The organism is Pseudomonas violetae, assembly GCF_023072615.1.
Lineage (GTDB): Bacteria > Pseudomonadota > Gammaproteobacteria > Pseudomonadales > Pseudomonadaceae > Aquipseudomonas > Aquipseudomonas violetae.
Genome location: NZ_JAKNRW010000036.1, coordinates 1 through 15948, shown reverse-complemented (window position 1 = coordinate 15948; position 15948 = coordinate 1). Strand labels below are relative to the sequence as shown.

Sequence of the window (15948 nt, the reverse complement as noted above, 5' to 3'; positions counted from 1 at the left end):
AGAACGGCTAGTCAGCGGGTCGCCCGCACCAGCCGCAAAGCTGCAATCACCACCGCAAACACCGCCAAAGTGGTGTTGTACAACGCCAGCGCCGGAAACCCCAGCGCCAGTGCCAATACCGCCAACCACCACCCAGCGCGGCCAGGCACGACAAATCCCAGCACCGCCACGACGATCGCCGACCAACCCAGCACCTTGTAGTGAATCAGCAAACCCAGGCTCGAACGCGCCTGGCATTCCCAACGACTTGCCTCATCCACGCAGATGCCCACCCATTGCGCGTCTTCCATGAAGCCATAACGCGCGCCGTAACTGACGGCCAGCCACAATGGCAGCAGAACAAGCAGCAGGATCACAGGAAGACGGCGGGACATGGGGCACTCCAATAGGCGCAAACGGCCGCCAGCTTAATCCCCCAGACGATTTAAGCAAACGCACGTGACAGATAAGTAGTCATGAAATGGCGGCAAAGTGTATCGTCCAGCTACTATTACTCAAAATTACGCCTGTTTCGCGCCAATGCGTGGCACTTTGGCGGCAAAGCTGTGGTCATAGCCTGCGAACTTCATCCGGCACCTTCCTCTAAGGGATCTAGTCATGCTCCGTTCCTTGCGCTTCGCCGCCCTGTTTGGCGGCCTTATTTTGAGTGCGTCCGCACTGGCGGTCGACATCGACGCCGCCAGTTATGGCTACCCCTTGACCAACCCGTTCGAGGCCACCATTGCCACGACGCCACCGGACTTGCGCCCGGAGTTGCCACTGGACGACGACATCAATCAGGAAGACCGCAGCGTCACCCTGCGGCCGGAGCGTGCATTCGAACTGCCGGACAACTTCTGGGCGGTGAAAAAACTCACCTATCGCATCGCGACCCAGGACAAGCCGGCCCCGATGATCTTCCTGATCGCCGGTACCGGTGCGCGGTATGACAGCAGCCTCAACGAATACCTGAAAAAGCTCTACTACAAAGCCGGCTACCACGTGGTACAGCTGTCCTCGCCGACCAGCTTCGACTTCATCAGTGCCGCCTCGCGCTTTGCCACCCCGGGTATCACCAAGGAAGATGCCGAAGACATGTACCGGGTCATGCAGGCGGTGCGGGCGCAGAACCCGAAAGTGCCGGTGACCGAGTACTACCTGACCGGTTACAGCCTGGGCGCCCTGGATGCAGCGTTTGTCGCACACTTGGACGAGACCCGCCGCAGTTTCAATTTCAAGAAAGTGCTACTGCTCAACCCGCCGGTCAACCTCTACACCTCCATCACCAACCTGGACAAACTCGTCCAGACCGAGGTTAAAGGCATCAACAACTCCACCACCTTTTATGAGCTGGTGCTGAACAAGCTGACCCGCTACTTCCAGCAGAAAGGCTACATGGACCTCAACGATGCGCTGCTTTACGACTTCCAACAGTCCAAGCAGCACTTGAGCAACGAACAGATGGCCATGCTGATCGGCACCTCGTTCCGTTTCTCGGCGGCCGACATCGCCTTTACCTCGGACCTGATCAACCGCCGCGGCCTGATCACTCCGCCCAAGTACCCGATCACCGAAGGCACCAGCCTCACGCCGTTCCTCAAGCGTGCGCTGCAGTGCGACTTCGACTGCTACATCACCGAACAGGTCATCCCGATGTGGCGTGCCCGCACCGACGGCGGCAGCCTGCTGCAACTGATCGACCAAGTCAGCTTGTACGCGCTCGAAGATTATCTGCGCGACAGCCCGAAAATTTCTGTCATGCATAACGCCGACGACGTAATCCTGGGTCCCGGCGACCTGGGCTTCCTGCGCAAGACATTTGGTGACCGCCTGACCGTTTATCCACTGGGCGGCCATTGCGGCAACCTCAATTACCGCGTCAACAGCGACGCCATGCTGGAGTTCTTCCGTGGCTAAATCTCTCCTGCTTATCGCAGCGTTACTCTGTGCAGGCGTCGCCCATGCCGACAACAGCAAAGCCAATGCGCCCATCGTCGTCGATAGCGATGGCTTCAAGGAGCCGCTGAGCAAACTCAAGTTCAACCCGGGCCTGGATCAGCGCGAGTTCGAGCGCTCGACGCTCAACGCGCTGAACGTCTATGACCCGCTGGAAGAGTGGAACCGCCGGGTCTATCACTTCAACTACCGCTTCGACCAATGGGTGTTCCTGCCGGTGGTCGATGGCTATCGCTACATCACTCCGAGCTTCCTGCGCACTGGCGTCAGCAACTTCTTCAACAACCTCGGCGATGTACCGAACCTGATGAACAGCCTGCTGCAGTTCAAGGGCAAGCGCTCGATGGAGACCACCGCACGCCTGCTGCTGAACACCACGATCGGTATCGCCGGCCTGTGGGACCCGGCCACCGCCATGGGCCTGCCGCGCCAGAGTGAAGACTTCGGTCAGACCCTGGGTTTCTATGGCGTACCGGGCGGTGCCTACTTCGTGCTGCCAATCCTCGGCCCGTCCAACATCCGCGACACCGGCGGCCTGGCCGTGGACTTTACCGCCGAGTCGGCGATCAACTTCCTCAACGTTTCGCAAGTCAGCTCTGACCATCCGGAAGTCTTGATGCTGCGCGCCGTTGATCGGCGCTACCAGACCAGCTTCCGTTACGGCCAGCTGAACTCGCCCTTCGAGTACGAGAAAGTGCGCTACGTGTACACCGAGTCGCGCAAGCTGCAGATCGCCGAGTAATTCCGGCAACATCAAAACCAGTTGTGGGAGCGGGCTTGCCCGCGATGGGGCCACAACATTCAACCTCTACGTTGAATGTCGCGCCGCCATCGCGGGCAAACCCGCTCCCACAGGGTCAGGTGTTAACTTTGAAATGCGTACTGCTTCAGCTCTTCAGCGCTTTCCAGATTTTGCCCACCACCATAACCCCCGCCAGCACCACTGCGCCCGCGACAATACCGGCCACGGCATTGAGCAACATCGGCACGATAAACCCGACCCCACCGGCGCTCGAGCTGACCTGTTCGATCCAGTGATGAATCACCGGCACACCATGGGTCAGGATCCCGCCACCCACCAGGAACATCGCCGCCGTACCAATCACCGAAAGGCTTTTCATCATGTAGGGCGCGGCACGCAGGATCCCGTTGCCGATGCTCTTGGCCATCTGGCCGGGCTTCTGAGTCAGCCACAGGCCGAGATCATCGAGCTTGACGATGCCCGCTACCAGACCGTAAACGCCCACGGTCATCACGATGGCGATCCCCGACAGTACGATGACCTGCTGGGTCAACGAAGCACCTGCCACAGTACCCAGGGTGATGGCGATAATTTCCGCCGACAGGATGAAGTCGGTACGGATGGCGCCCTTGATCCTGTCCTTCTCGAAAGCCACCAGATCGGTTGCCGGGTCGGCTACTGCTTTGACCAAATGGGCATGTTCGGCCTGGTCTTCAGCCTTGTTGTGGAAGAATTTATGCGCAAGTTTCTCGAATCCTTCAAAGCACAGGTAAGCACCACCGACCATCAACAATGGCGTGACCAGCCAGGGAATGAATGCACTGATGGCCAGCGCCGACGGCACCAGGATTAGCTTGTTCAGGAACGAGCCCTTGGCCACGGCCCACACCACTGGTATTTCCCGCTCGGCACGGACTCCAGAGACTTGCTGGGCATTGAGTGCCAGGTCGTCGCCGAGCACTCCCGCAGTCTTTTTGGCGGCCATTTTGGTCATCAACGCCACATCATCGAGTACCGCGGCGATGTCGTCGATCAGCAATAGCAAACTGCTTCCTGCCATGGATGAAATTTCCAGCAAAAAATGAATGCAGCTAGCATAGCCTGCCAGAGGCGCTGCGGGGCATTCTTGAGCGGTGCGCAAAGCCGGTGCTACCATGCGCCACCGCCAGTACAGGCAAGGAACCACCTGGTTTATGAGCACTATCCGCGAGCGCAACAAAGAACTGATCCTGCGTGCCGCCAGTGAAGAATTTGCCGACAAGGGCTTCGCTGCGACCAAAACCAGTGACATCGCAGCCAAGGCGGGATTGCCCAAGCCCAACGTCTACTACTACTTCAAATCCAAGGAAAACCTCTACCGCGAGGTCCTGGAAAGCATCATCGAGCCGATCCTGCAGGCCTCGACGCCCTTCAATGCCGACGGTGTGCCCAGTGAAGTGCTGAGCGGCTATATCCGCTCGAAAATCCGCATCTCCCGCGACCTGCCATTCGCCTCCAAGGTCTTCGCCAGCGAAATCATGCACGGCGCCCCGCACCTGAGCGCCGACCTGGTCGAACAACTCAACAGCCAGGCCAGGCACAACATCGACTGCATCCAGACCTGGATCGACCGCGGCCAGATCGCCCCCATCGACCCCAACCACCTGATGTTCAGCATCTGGGCCGCGACCCAGACCTACGCCGACTTCGACTGGCAAATCACCGCCATTACCGGCAAGACCAAGCTGGATGAAGAGGATTATGAAGCGGCGGCACAGACGATTATCCGGCTGGTGTTGAAGGGGTGCGAGCCGGACTGATGTCATCGCCAGCAGGCTGGCTCCCACAGTTGAACTCTGACAATCAGATAACACCCTGTGGGAGCCCGGACTCATGTCATCGCCAGCAGGCTGGCTCACACAGTTGACTCTGACAATCAGATAACACCCTGTGGGAGCCCGGACTCATGTCATCGCCAGCAGGCTGGCTCACACAGTTGACTCTGACAATCAGATAACACCCTGTGGGAGCCAGCCTGCTGGCGATGGGGACGACTCCGATTCGGGTCAAACCCAGATAGCATCCCACAACGGATAGTCGCCAAGCTTCTCTACCAGTCCAGCCCGCAGCGGGTTGGCTACAACATATCGAGCCATTTTCACTAAATCCTCTTCCCGCCGCAGCGCCCGGTCGTGAAACCCTCTCTGCCAGAGACTGGTGGTTCGACCGGTAGACTGCTTCACTGCCTTGGTGCTCAAGGATTTAGTCCTTTGCACCAGTCCACCCAACGACCCCTGCCGCAACTCAATCAACCAATGAAAGTGATCGGGCATGACAACCCATGCCAGTGAGTGGGCGAAGCCTTGATCCTGAGCGCAGCGAAATTGATTGACCACCCCTCTACCCAAGGAGAAGTCCTTGAATATGGGCTCTCGGTCGCGAGTATTGATAGTCAGCAGGTAAATGCGGCTGGATTCAGCATAGCGGCCGATTCGCAGGCGCTTTGAAGCGGGTAAATCAGGCATTCCTTTGCCCTTTGCATGATTGATTCAGGAACTAGGCTAGTCCTGATATTCCCCAAGGGCGGGGCAGACAGTTAGCTGGATGTGTCTGAATGTCCGTCATCGCCAGCAGGCTGGCTCCCACAGTTGATCTCTGACACTCCAGATAAACCCCTGTGGGAGCCAGCCTGCTGGCGATAGCGGTATCAATCACCCATAGATCAAGCCACTACTCCCGCATCCGCCCGCAACCCCGACGCCTCGATCGCACTGATTGCACACTGCTCATCAACATCCGAAAGATCGCCGCTGATCCCCACCGCTCCCAGTACATTCCCGTCCTGATCCCGAATCAACACACCACCCGGTGCCGGCACTACGCTGCCCTGCCCCAGGCTGTTCAAGGCCGCGATGAATGCCGGGCGTTGTTGTGCGTCCAGCGCCAGCAGGCGCGAACCCTTGCCCAAGGCGATGGCGCCCCAGGCCTTGCCGATGGCCACCTGCGGGCGCAGCAGGCTGGCGCCGTCTTCGCGTTGCAAAGTGATCAAGTGCCCGCCGGCATCCAGTACTGCAATGGTCAGTGGAGCCGCAGAGATTGCACGCCCTGCCGAAATGGCCTGACTGACCAGGTTAACTGCAACTTTCAAGGTTAAAGCGCTCATGGTGCCGTCCTCATTTTGTTATAGGGAAAGCCAGTGGCCTGCGCGCAAGTGCCGCAGGCCGATGCAACAAATAGAACACAATGAGTTATTTTTTTGTATACAATAATTATCGAAAAGCGCCACATGCGACGAAAAGCCACAGTAAGCAGGGCTTCCGACGAATGAAACAGTCGCTTGAGAAAATGGATTGACCTGCGCCGTCCGCCGTGAATACACTCTGCGCAAAGCCACTTGTATACAATTACAAAACGTAAGAGGCACAAAACCATGAGCAAAATGAGAGCAATCGAAGCCGCCGTTCTGGTGATGCGCCGTGAAGGGGTTGATACCGCTTTTGGCATCCCGGGCGCCGCGATCAACCCGCTGTACTCCGCCTTGCAGAAGGTCGGTGGCATCGATCACGTCCTCGCTCGCCACGTTGAAGGCGCCTCGCACATGGCTGAGGGCTACACCCGCACCAAGGCTGGCAACATCGGCGTGTGCATCGGCACTTCGGGACCGGCCGGGACTGACATGGTCACCGGGCTGTACAGCGCCTCGGCCGATTCGATTCCCATCCTGTGCATCACCGGCCAGGCCCCCCGCGCCCGTATGCACAAGGAAGACTTCCAGGCGGTTGACATCACAGCCATCGTCAAACCGGTGACCAAGTGGGCGACCACTGTCATGGAGCCAGGCCAGGTGCCATACGCCTTCCAGAAAGCCTTTTACGAGATGCGCTCAGGCCGTCCAGGCCCGGTGTTGATCGACCTGCCGTTCGACGTGCAGATGGCTGAAATCGAATTCGACATTGACGCCTACGAACCTTTGCCACTGGCCAAGCCGACCGCTAACCGCGTGCAGATCGAGAAGGCCTTGGCCATGCTCGACCAGGCTGAGCGTCCATTGCTGGTCGCCGGTGGTGGCATCATCAACGCCGATGCCGCCGAGCTGCTGGTGGAGTTCGCCGAGCTGACCGGAATTCCCGTTATCCCGACCCTGATGGGCTGGGGCACGATTCCGGACGATCACCCATTGATGGTGGGCATGGTCGGTCTGCAGACCTCGCACCGCTACGGCAACGCCACGATGCTCAAGTCCGACCTGGTGCTGGGCGTGGGTAACCGTTGGGCCAACCGTCACACCGGTTCGATCGACGTCTACACCGAAGGCCGCAAATTCATTCACGTCGACATCGAGCCGACCCAGATCGGCCGCGTGTTTACCCCGGACTTGGGCATCGTCTCCGATGCGGCCGCCGCGTTGACCGTGTTCATCGAAGTCGCTCGCGAATGGCAAGCCGCCGGCAAGCTGAAAAACCGCAGCGCCTGGCTGCAAGATTGCCAGCAGCGCAAGGCGAGCCTGCACCGCAAGACCCACTTCGACAATGTGCCGGTCAAGCCGCAGCGCGTGTATGAAGAAATGAACCAGGTGTTCGGCAAGGACACCTGCTACGTCAGCACTATCGGTCTGTCGCAGATTGCCGGCGCGCAGTTCCTGCACGTCTACAAGCCGCGTCACTGGATCAACTGTGGCCAGGCCGGACCATTGGGCTGGACCATTCCGGCGGCACTGGGCGTGGTCAAGGCCGATCCAACCCGCAAGGTCGTGGCGCTGTCGGGAGACTATGACTTCCAGTTCATGATCGAAGAACTGGCCGTGGGCGCGCAGTTCAAGCTGCCGTACATCCACGTTGTGGTCAACAACTCGTACCTGGGACTGATCCGTCAGGCCCAGCGCGGTTTCGATATGGACTACTGCGTGCAACTGTCCTTCGATAACCTGAACGCTCCGGAACTCAACGGTTACGGTGTCGATCACGTCGCAGTCGCCGAGGGCCTGGGTTGCAAGGCACTGCGCGTGTTCGAACCGGCTCAGATCCAGCCTGCCCTGCGCAAGGCCCAGGAACTGATCGAAGAGTTCAAGGTGCCGGTGATCGTGGAGATTATCCTGGAGCGTGTGACCAACATTTCCATGGGTACCGAGATCAACGCCGTCAACGAATTCGAAGACCTGGCGCTGGTCGGCAACGACGCACCGACGGCGATTTCGTTGCTTGATTAAGATGAACTGACGACTGTTCCCGCGGTGGGAGCGGGCTTGTGTGGCAAGGGAGCTTGCTCCCTCGCACACAAGCCCGCTCCCACAGGAACCCGGGGACACTCACCACCTACTTATACGGGAGACCACCATGCCGCGTTTCGCAGCCAACCTGTCCATGCTGTTCACCGAACAGGATTTTCTTGCCCGTTTCGAAGCGGCCGCCAAGGCCGGTTTCAGTGGTGTCGAATACCTGTTTCCTTACGATTTCAGCTCGGCCGAGATCAAGGCCACCCTCGACGCCAACGGCCTGACACAGGTGCTGTTCAACCTGCCGGCCGGTGACTGGGCCAAAGGCGAGCGCGGCATCGCGTGCCTGCCGGATCGGGTTGAAGAGTTCCGCGCTGGTGTCGACCTCGCGATTGCGTACGCGCAAGTGCTGGGCAATACCCAAGTCAACTGCCTGGCGGGCATTCGTCCACAAGGCGTGGATGACGCCACCGTGGAAAAAACCTTCGTCGCCAACCTCAAGTACGCAGCCGACAAGCTGCAGGCGGCGGGGATCAAGCTGGTCATGGAAGCGATCAACACCCGCGACATTCCGGGTTTCTACCTGAACAACACGGCGCAGGCCCTGTCGATTCGCGAACAGGTGGGCAGCGCCAACCTGTTCCTGCAATACGACATCTACCACATGCAAATCATGGAAGGCGACCTGGCCCGCACCCTGCAATCGCACCTGGGCGAGATCAACCATGTGCAGTTGGCCGACAACCCGGGGCGTAACGAACCAGGTACCGGTGAGATCAACTACCGCTTCCTGTTCGAACACCTGGACCGCATCGGTTACCAGGGGTGGGTGGGCTGCGAGTACAAGCCGTTGACCACCACTGAAGCCGGCCTGGGCTGGCTCAAGACCCACAACGCAATCTGACGCAATCTACTGTAGGAGCGAGCTTGCTCGCGATGGACGTCAACGAAGACGCGGGAAGCCTGGATGCCCGCAGTGTTCCGAAGTTGTTCGCGAGCAAGCTCGCTCCTACAAGGGCAATCCAATTTGTCGTAGCAGCAATAAAAACAAGAGGATTTTCTCATGGCTAAAATCGGATTTATCGGCACCGGCATCATGGGCCACCCAATGGCAGCGAACCTGCAGAAAGCCGGTCACAGCCTGTTCCTGTCGGCGCACCACGATGCGGCGCCTGCCGACCTGATTGCTGCAGGCGCGATCGCCCTGGCGAACCCGAAAGAGGTCGCCCAGGAAGCAGAAGTCATCATCATCATGGTGCCGGATACTCCACAAGTCGACGACGTGCTGTTCCGCGCCGACGGTATCGCCGCCGGTGTCGGCAAAGGCAAGATCGTCATCGACATGAGTTCCATCTCGCCAACCGCGACCAAGGCCTTTGCTGCAAAAATCAATGAAAAAGGCGCCCAGTATCTCGACGCACCAGTATCCGGCGGTGAAGTCGGCGCAAAGGCCGCGACCCTGAGCATCATGGTCGGCGGCGATACCGATGCCTTCGAACGCGTACTGCCGCTATTCCAGGCTATGGGCAAGAACATCACCCTGGTAGGCGGCAATGGCGACGGGCAAACCGCAAAAGTGGCCAACCAGATCATCGTGGCGCTGAACATCCAGGCCGTGGCAGAAGCGCTGCTGTTTGCCTCGAAAAACGGTGCAGACCCGGCCAAGGTGCGTGAAGCGCTGATGGGCGGTTTTGCTTCCTCGAAGATCCTCGAAGTGCACGGCGAGCGCATGATCAAAGGCACCTTCGATCCGGGCTTCCGTATCAGCCTGCACCAGAAGGACCTGAACCTGGCCCTGGCCGGTGCCCGCGAGTTGGGCATCAATCTGCCGAACACCGCCAACACCCAGCAAGTGTTCAGTACCTGCGCGGCGATCGGTGGCAGCAACTGGGACCACTCGGCACTGATCAAGGGCCTGGAGCATATGGCCAATTTCTCGATTCGCGATAAGTAAACCCTGCACAAACCCTGTGGGAGTTAGCCTGCTAGCGATGAAACCAACGCGGTGTGTCTGTTAGACCTCAGCGCCTGAACCGCCAGCAGGCTGGTTCCCACAAGGAGCAGAGTTGCTCCACCTCCAATAACAAGAATTCCGGGAGCCCGCCATGTCGGTCGATCCGCAACAATTTCTTCGCGACTTGTTCGCCACCGCCATCGACGCGGCCCATCCGCAACAAGTTCTCGAAGCTTACCTGCCACTTGATCGCACGGGTCGGGTGATCGTAATCGGCGCTGGCAAAGCCGCTGCTGCCATGGCTCAAGTGGTCGAACGCTGCTGGCAAGGCGAAGTCTGCGGCCTGGTGGTCACCCGTTACGGCCATGGCGCCCCCTGCGCAAAAATCGAAGTGGTCGAAGCCGCGCACCCGGTGCCCGACGCGGCCGGCCTGGCTGTGGCCAAGCGCGTGCTGGAACTGGTCAGCAACCTGACCGAAGACGACCGCGTGATTTTTCTGCTCTCGGGTGGAGGCTCGGCGCTGCTCGCCCTGCCAGCCGCCGGCATTACCCTGGCTGACAAGCAGTCAATCAACAAAGCCCTGCTCAAATCCGGCGCCACCATCGGCGAGATGAACTGTGTGCGCAAGCACCTCTCGGCGATCAAGGGAGGCCGTCTCGGCAAGGCCTGCTGGCCTGCCACCGTTTATACCTACGCTATTTCCGATGTGCCAGGCGACCTCGCCACGGTCATCGCTTCCGGCCCGACCGTGGCCGATCCAAGCACCAGCGCCGAAGCCCTGGCCACTCTCAAGCGGTATGCCATCGAAGTCCCGGCGTCCGTACGCGAGTGGCTGCAAAGCCCGGAATCGGAAACCGTTAAACCTGGCGACCCGAGCCTGGCTCGCAGCCATTTCCAGCTGATTGCCCGGCCACAACAGTCGCTGGAAGCGGCCGCTGTGAAAGCCCGACAAGCCGGGTTCAGCCCGTTGATCCTCGGTGATCTGGAAGGCGAATCCCGGGAAGTGGCCAAGGTTCACGCCGGCATTGCGCGGCAAGTGGTACTTCATGGTCAGCCCTTGCCGGCCCCGTGCGTGATCCTTTCCGGTGGCGAAACCACCGTGACCGTGCGTGGCAATGGCCGAGGTGGCCGCAACGCCGAATTCCTCCTCAGCCTGACCGACAGCCTCCAAGGTCTGCCCGGTGTCTACGCCCTGGCCGGCGACACGGATGGCATCGATGGTTCCGAGGACAATGCCGGCGCGATCATGACACCGGACAGCTACGCCCGCGCAGCAGCCCTGGGCCTGAGCGCCAGCGATGAACTCGACAACAACAATGGCTACGGTTATTTCGAGGCGCTGGACGCCTTGATCGTCACCGAGCCGACCCGCACCAACGTCAACGATTTCCGCGCCATCCTGATTCTCGAGAGCCCTAAAAATGACGCCTGACAAGAAGGTTAAAATCCTGGCCACCCTCGGCCCCGCCACCGACGGCATTGACGACATTCGTGAGCTGGTCGAGGCCGGGGTCAATATTTTTCGCCTGAACTTCAGCCATGGCGATCACGCCGATCACGCGCAGCGCTATCAGTGGATTCGTGAAGTCGAGCGCCAGCTGAACTATCCGCTGGGCATCCTGATGGACCTGCAGGGCCCAAAGCTGCGGGTCGGCAAGTTCGCCGAAGGCAAGGTGCAACTGGTGCGAGGCCAGGCCTTGCGTCTGGACCTGGATGCGACACCGGGCGATGAGCGTCGAGTCAACCTGCCCCACCCGGAAATTATCGCCGCGCTGGAGCCGGGCATGGACCTGCTGCTCGACGACGGTAAGCTGCGCCTGCGGGTGGTGACCAAATACGCCGACGCCATCGACACCACGGTGCTCAATGGCGGCGAGTTGTCGGACCGCAAAGGCGTAAACGTGCCGCAAGCGGTGCTGGAATTGAGCCCGCTGACAGCCAAGGATCGCCGCGACCTGAGTTTCGGCCTGGAGCTCGGTGTGGACTGGGTGGCGCTGTCGTTTGTACAACGCCCGGAAGACATCCGCGAGGCCCGGTCACTGATTGGCGACAAGGCGTTCCTGATGGCCAAGATCGAGAAACCCTCGGCGGTCACCCAGTTGCGCGAAATCGCCGAACTGAGCGACGCGATCATGGTGGCTCGCGGTGATTTGGGCGTGGAAGTGCCAGCCGAAAACGTCCCGCAGATCCAGAAGAACATCATCAGCACCTGCCGCCAGCTCGGTAAACCGGTGGTGGTGGCCACCCAGATGCTCGAATCTATGCGCTTTTCCCCTGCGCCAACCCGCGCGGAGGTGACCGATGTCGCCAACGCCGTGGCTGAAGGGGCTGACGCGGTGATGCTCTCGGCGGAAACCGCATCCGGCGAATACCCCCTGGAAGCCGTGCAGATGATGAGCAAGATCATCCGCCAGGTGGAGAACGGCCCGGACTACCAGACGCAACTGGATGTAAGCCGGCCAAAAGCCGAGGCCACGGTGTCCGATGCAATCAGCTGTGCGATTCGCCGCATCAGCAACGTGCTGCCGGTGGCGGTGCTGGTCAACTACAGCGAATCGGGGGCGTCCAGCCTGCGCGCGGCGCGGGAGCGGCCGACGGTGCCCATCCTCAACCTGACGCCGAATCTGCAGGCCGCCCGCCGCTTAACCGTGGCATGGGGGGTGCACTCGGTCGTCAACGACCGGCTGCGGCAGGTAGACGAGGTGTGCTCGACTGCACTGGAGATCGCACAGGCTCAGGGCATGGCTCAGCGTGGCGATACCTTGCTGATCACGGCGGGTGTGCCGTTTGGGCAGCCGGGGTCGACTAACTCGTTGCGTATCGAGACGTTGATCTAGCGAACCACCCTGTGGCGAGGGAGCTTGCTCCCGCTGGGCTGCGCAGCAGCCCCAAATAGGCCAATGCGGTCTGCCTTTTGGACCGTCATGCAAAAGCGACGACTGCTTCGCAGCCCAGCGGGAGCAAGCTCCCTCGCCACAGGTTTTGTGCAAGACCTTTTGATTTCCCTCGGCCCCCAGACTCCCTCATGCCTGCCAACCACTTCAACACCCATTGCCCCGATTGGGCGACGGCCCTGCTCAACGGCTTCAGTCAGATTTTCCTCCAGCGTCACCCGCTGTTTGGCTTGCTGTGCCTGCTGGCAATACTGTTTACCGTGCCTGTCCTGCTAGGCGGCGCACTGCTGGGCGGGGTCGCCGGATTGCTCACCGCGCAACGCCGCGGCTACCCCAAGGCCGACCGCCAGGCCGGATTGTTCAGCTACAACGGCGTGCTACTCGGCTTGTTGCTGAGCCTGTATTTCCCCTGGTCCGCGTTACTGCCACCGCTGATCATTGCGGCCGGCGGGCTGAGTGCGATGCTCACGCAACAGTGGCTCAAGCGCGTGCAGCTCAGCCAATACCTGCCCGCCTATACCGCGCCCTTCGTGGGCCTGGGCTGGTTGCTGCTTTGCTTCGCCACACCCTCCACCACTGCGCACCTGATTGAAATCAATCTGCAGAACATGCTCGCCGCCCCCCTCAAAGGCCTCGGTCAGGTGATGTTCCTCGGTCATCCGCTGGCCGGGGCGATGATCGCCGCGGGTCTGCTGATCGCCGATCGCCGGGCATTCTGCTGGGCGATGCTGGCGTCTTTCGCGGGCATGGGCTGGAGCCTGTTGCATCACGATTTCTATAGCGCGTTGATCGGCCTCGGTGGCTACAACGCCGTACTCGCCGCCCTCGCCTGCCACTCGCGGCAGCACAAGCCCTGGCTGCCGCTGATCGGTATTGCACTCGCGCTGGTGCTGACCCCGGTGTTCGCCGCCATCGGCCTGCCGACGCTGACGGCGCCGTTCATTCTCTCCTGCTGGCTGATCCGCACACTTGTGCAAATGCTCGGCAAGGCCACTGTCACCCATACGCCTTGCGCTCTGGAGGAGAATCAACCTAGGCTTCGCTGATCATTGGTTCAGGCGGTATCCATGGACAGCAGCAAAAACTGGCGTGAAGAGCTTTACGTCATGATTTTCCAGAGCGACACCAAGGCCGGGCTGCGCTTCGATGGCATTTTGCTAGTGATCATCCTTGCCAGCATCGTGGTTGTCATGCTCGACAGTATCGGGCGCGTTCATCAGCACTACGCCAACGTGCTGGCGTACATCGAGTGGGGCTTCACGGTTATTTTCGCCATCGAGTACTGCTTGCGGCTGTACTGTTCTCCCAAACCGTTGCGCTATGCGTTCAGCTTTTACGGGCTGGTGGATTTGCTGGCGATCGTGCCCGGCATCCTCGCGCTGTACTACGCGGACGCGCAGTACCTGCTGATCATCCGCATTATCCGCATGCTGCGGATCTTCCGCGTGCTCAAGCTCAGCCCGTACCTCAAGCAAGCCAATTACCTGATGTCGGCGCTGCGCGGCAGCAAGCAGAAAATCGTGGTGTTCCTCGTCAGCGTCTGCACCCTGGTGACGGTGTTCGGCACGCTCATGTACGTGATCGAAGGCCCGGAACATGGCTTCACCAGCATCCCCAAGGGCATCTATTGGGCAATTGTCACCCTGACCACCGTGGGCTTTGGCGATATCGTGCCAAAGACGCCGCTGGGCCAGGTAGTTTCGTCGCTGGTGATGATTACCGGTTACTCGATCATCGCCGTACCCACCGGGATTTTCACCGCCGAACTGGCCAACGCCATGCGCGGTGAGCAACTGCAACACGACTGCCCGGTGTGCCTCAAGAAAAATCACGAACACGGCGCCGCATTTTGCTCTCGCTGCGGCAATGCGTTGTTCAATAAATTGGAATAAGCACAGAGCTTTTTAATCTTTAAAGGACTATGCGGCTGCCGTTATAGTCGCTGGCAAATGGCCTCACTTTGAAAAAAACTTAGAACACAAAATCCAGAACAAGGAATGCGCAGTGAAAAAATTTTTTGGCGCCTCACTTCTCGCCGCTGGCCTGGCACTGACTGGCATGGCTCAGGCCGCACCGACCCTGCTCAACGTTTCCTACGACGTGATGCGCGATTTCTACAAGGACTACAACACTGCCTTCCAGAAACACTGGCAAGCCGAGCACAACGAAAATATCACCGTGCAGATGTCTTTCGGCGGCTCCAGCAAACAGGCGCGCTCGGTGATCGATGGCCTGCCCGCTGACGTCATTACCATGAACATGGCGACCGACATTAATGCCCTTGCAGACAACGGCAAACTGATCCCCGACAACTGGGTCACCCGCCTGCCGAACAACAGCGCGCCGTTCACTTCGGCCACCGTGTTCATCGTACGCAAGGGCAACCCGAAAGCCCTGAAAGACTGGCCCGACCTGCTCAAGGACGGCGTGCAAGTCATAGTGCCAAACCCGAAAACGTCCGGTAACGGTCGCTACACCTACCTTTCGGCCTGGGGTTATGTGCTGAAAAACGGCGGTGACGAAAACAAGGCCAAGGACTTCGTCGGCAAGCTATTCAAGCAGGCACCGGTACTCGACACTGGCGGCCGCGCAGCCACCACCACCTTCATGACCAATCAGATCGGCGACGTGCTGGTCACCTTCGAAAACGAAGCGGAAATGGTTGCCCGCGAGTTCGGCCGCGACCAGTTTGAAGTCATCTACCCAAGCGTCTCCGCCGAAGCCGAGCCACCGGTGACCGTAGTCGACAAGGTCGTCGAGAAAAAAGGCACCCGCGCCGCCGCCGAGCAATACCTGAAATACCTGTGGTCCCCGGAAGGCCAGGAAATCGCTGCCGCGAACTACCTGCGCCCGCGTGACCCGGCAGTACTGGCCAGGTACACCGACCGCTTTCCGAAAGTGGATTTCCTCTCGGTAGAGAAAACCTTCGGTGACTGGCGCACTGTGCAGAAGACTCACTTCATTGATGGTGGGATTTTTGACCAGATCTACGGCGGAAATTGATCGCTGAGTTGATCGAGTAGGAGGCGGATTTACATCCGCCGTCCTCTCACACCACCGTACGTACGGCTCCGTATACGGCGGTTCAAGTTATGCGGCTAAGCAGGTTTATCGTATCCAGTATCGAGACCAATCCGAGGCTATCCCACAACTTCTTCGGTAGGGCCTGATTCATATGTGACGCTCCCGAATTCCACCATGGACCTCGTCCATTGAAGGCTGATTTGCAGGC

General features: G+C 59.7%; 15 protein-coding genes and 1 pseudogene. 11 read left to right on the top strand and 5 right to left on the bottom strand.

Translation table 11 applies throughout. The annotated features are described in order from the left end of the window. Window positions 1-11: 11 nt before the first annotated feature. Complete coding sequence (locus tag L9059_RS25750) at window positions 12-374, bottom strand: hypothetical protein (RefSeq protein ID WP_247293677.1); 363 nt, start codon at window positions 372-374, stop codon at window positions 12-14. A gap of 223 nt (window positions 375-597) precedes the next feature. On the opposite strand from L9059_RS25750, the gene L9059_RS25745 reads away from it, so the two are divergent. Next, entirely contained in the window at window positions 598-1896 is a 1299-nt protein-coding gene (locus tag L9059_RS25745) for a serine/threonine protein kinase (protein ID WP_247293676.1), read from the top strand. Next, entirely contained in the window at window positions 1889-2677 is a 789-nt protein-coding gene (locus tag L9059_RS25740; RefSeq protein WP_247293675.1) for an MlaA family lipoprotein, read from the top strand. Before L9059_RS25745 ends, L9059_RS25740 begins: the two co-directional genes overlap by 8 nt. A gap of 145 nt (window positions 2678-2822) precedes the next feature. Here the strand turns inward: L9059_RS25740 and L9059_RS25735 are convergent, their stop codons facing one another. Continuing rightward, a complete protein-coding gene (locus L9059_RS25735) occupies window positions 2823-3737 on the bottom strand; it encodes a DUF808 domain-containing protein (protein WP_247293674.1) in 915 nt (304 codons plus the stop codon). Between the two features lie 133 nt (window positions 3738-3870). Between L9059_RS25735 and L9059_RS25730 the strand changes: the two genes are divergently transcribed. Next, entirely contained in the window at window positions 3871-4476 is a 606-nt protein-coding gene (locus L9059_RS25730) for a TetR/AcrR family transcriptional regulator (protein ID WP_247293673.1), read from the top strand. Between the two features lie 246 nt (window positions 4477-4722). Here the strand turns inward: L9059_RS25730 and L9059_RS25725 are convergent, their stop codons facing one another. Next, window positions 4723-5181 (bottom strand): REP-associated tyrosine transposase, encoded by a 459-nt coding sequence (locus tag L9059_RS25725; protein WP_247293672.1) that lies wholly within the window; start codon window positions 5179-5181, stop codon window positions 4723-4725. A 197-nt stretch (window positions 5182-5378) separates the two neighbouring features. Further along, window positions 5379-5819, bottom strand: coding sequence for a GlcG/HbpS family heme-binding protein (locus L9059_RS25720; protein WP_247293671.1), 441 nt, complete (start codon window positions 5817-5819; stop codon window positions 5379-5381). A 267-nt stretch (window positions 5820-6086) separates the two neighbouring features. Between L9059_RS25720 and gcl the strand changes: the two genes are divergently transcribed. From gcl to L9059_RS25680, 8 genes are all read left to right on the top strand, one after another. Continuing rightward, window positions 6087-7862, top strand: coding sequence for a glyoxylate carboligase (gcl, locus tag L9059_RS25715; RefSeq protein ID WP_247293670.1), 1776 nt, complete (start codon window positions 6087-6089; stop codon window positions 7860-7862). A gap of 127 nt (window positions 7863-7989) precedes the next feature. Beyond that, the gene (hyi, locus tag L9059_RS25710) at window positions 7990-8772 is read left to right on the top strand and encodes a hydroxypyruvate isomerase (RefSeq protein WP_045061177.1); all 783 of its coding nucleotides are present in this window, start codon (window positions 7990-7992) and stop codon (window positions 8770-8772) included. A gap of 159 nt (window positions 8773-8931) precedes the next feature. After that, window positions 8932-9822, top strand: coding sequence for a 2-hydroxy-3-oxopropionate reductase (locus L9059_RS25705; RefSeq protein ID WP_247293669.1), 891 nt, complete (start codon window positions 8932-8934; stop codon window positions 9820-9822). Window positions 9823-9973: 151 nt separating this feature from the next. After that, window positions 9974-11254: a glycerate kinase type-2 family protein gene (locus L9059_RS25700; RefSeq protein ID WP_247293668.1), complete on the top strand. Its 1281-nt coding sequence runs from the start codon at window positions 9974-9976 to the stop codon at window positions 11252-11254. After that, window positions 11244-12659 carry a pyruvate kinase gene (pyk, locus tag L9059_RS25695; protein WP_247293667.1) on the top strand — a complete coding sequence of 472 codons (1416 nt, stop codon included), beginning with the start codon at window positions 11244-11246 and terminating at the stop codon, window positions 12657-12659. The genes L9059_RS25700 and pyk overlap by 11 nt, the downstream gene beginning before the upstream one ends. A gap of 188 nt (window positions 12660-12847) precedes the next feature. Further along, a complete protein-coding gene (locus L9059_RS25690) occupies window positions 12848-13762 on the top strand; it encodes an urea transporter (RefSeq protein WP_247293666.1) in 915 nt (304 codons plus the stop codon). Between the two features lie 21 nt (window positions 13763-13783). Then, window positions 13784-14608, top strand: a complete 825-nt coding sequence (locus L9059_RS25685; protein ID WP_247293665.1) for an ion transporter — start codon at window positions 13784-13786, stop codon at window positions 14606-14608. Between the two features lie 112 nt (window positions 14609-14720). Continuing rightward, a complete protein-coding gene (locus L9059_RS25680; protein WP_247293664.1) occupies window positions 14721-15719 on the top strand; it encodes a sulfate ABC transporter substrate-binding protein in 999 nt (332 codons plus the stop codon). An 82-nt stretch (window positions 15720-15801) separates the two neighbouring features. Here L9059_RS25680 and L9059_RS25675 read toward each other — a convergent pair. Further along, window positions 15802-15948, bottom strand: a pseudogene (locus L9059_RS25675) (group II intron reverse transcriptase/maturase); the annotation flags it as partial.

What these genes read in the sequence shown, in the direction of transcription:
- L9059_RS25735 (WP_247293674.1), bottom strand. Translation starts at nt 3,737, where the DNA reads ATGGCAGGAAGCAGTTTGCTATTGCTGATCGACGACATCGCCGCGGTA.
- gcl (WP_247293670.1), top strand. Translation starts at nt 6,087, where the DNA reads ATGAGCAAAATGAGAGCAATCGAAGCCGCCGTTCTGGTGATGCGCCGT.
- L9059_RS25750 (WP_247293677.1), bottom strand. Translation starts at nt 374, where the DNA reads ATGTCCCGCCGTCTTCCTGTGATCCTGCTGCTTGTTCTGCTGCCATTG.
- L9059_RS25730 (WP_247293673.1), top strand. Translation starts at nt 3,871, where the DNA reads ATGAGCACTATCCGCGAGCGCAACAAAGAACTGATCCTGCGTGCCGCC.
- L9059_RS25720 (WP_247293671.1), bottom strand. Translation starts at nt 5,819, where the DNA reads ATGAGCGCTTTAACCTTGAAAGTTGCAGTTAACCTGGTCAGTCAGGCC.
- L9059_RS25745 (WP_247293676.1), top strand. Translation starts at nt 598, where the DNA reads ATGCTCCGTTCCTTGCGCTTCGCCGCCCTGTTTGGCGGCCTTATTTTG.
- hyi (WP_045061177.1), top strand. Translation starts at nt 7,990, where the DNA reads ATGCCGCGTTTCGCAGCCAACCTGTCCATGCTGTTCACCGAACAGGAT.
- L9059_RS25685 (WP_247293665.1), top strand. Translation starts at nt 13,784, where the DNA reads ATGGACAGCAGCAAAAACTGGCGTGAAGAGCTTTACGTCATGATTTTC.
- L9059_RS25690 (WP_247293666.1), top strand. Translation starts at nt 12,848, where the DNA reads ATGCCTGCCAACCACTTCAACACCCATTGCCCCGATTGGGCGACGGCC.
- L9059_RS25700 (WP_247293668.1), top strand. Translation starts at nt 9,974, where the DNA reads ATGTCGGTCGATCCGCAACAATTTCTTCGCGACTTGTTCGCCACCGCC.
- pyk (WP_247293667.1), top strand. Translation starts at nt 11,244, where the DNA reads ATGACGCCTGACAAGAAGGTTAAAATCCTGGCCACCCTCGGCCCCGCC.
- L9059_RS25725 (WP_247293672.1), bottom strand. Translation starts at nt 5,181, where the DNA reads ATGCCTGATTTACCCGCTTCAAAGCGCCTGCGAATCGGCCGCTATGCT.
- L9059_RS25705 (WP_247293669.1), top strand. Translation starts at nt 8,932, where the DNA reads ATGGCTAAAATCGGATTTATCGGCACCGGCATCATGGGCCACCCAATG.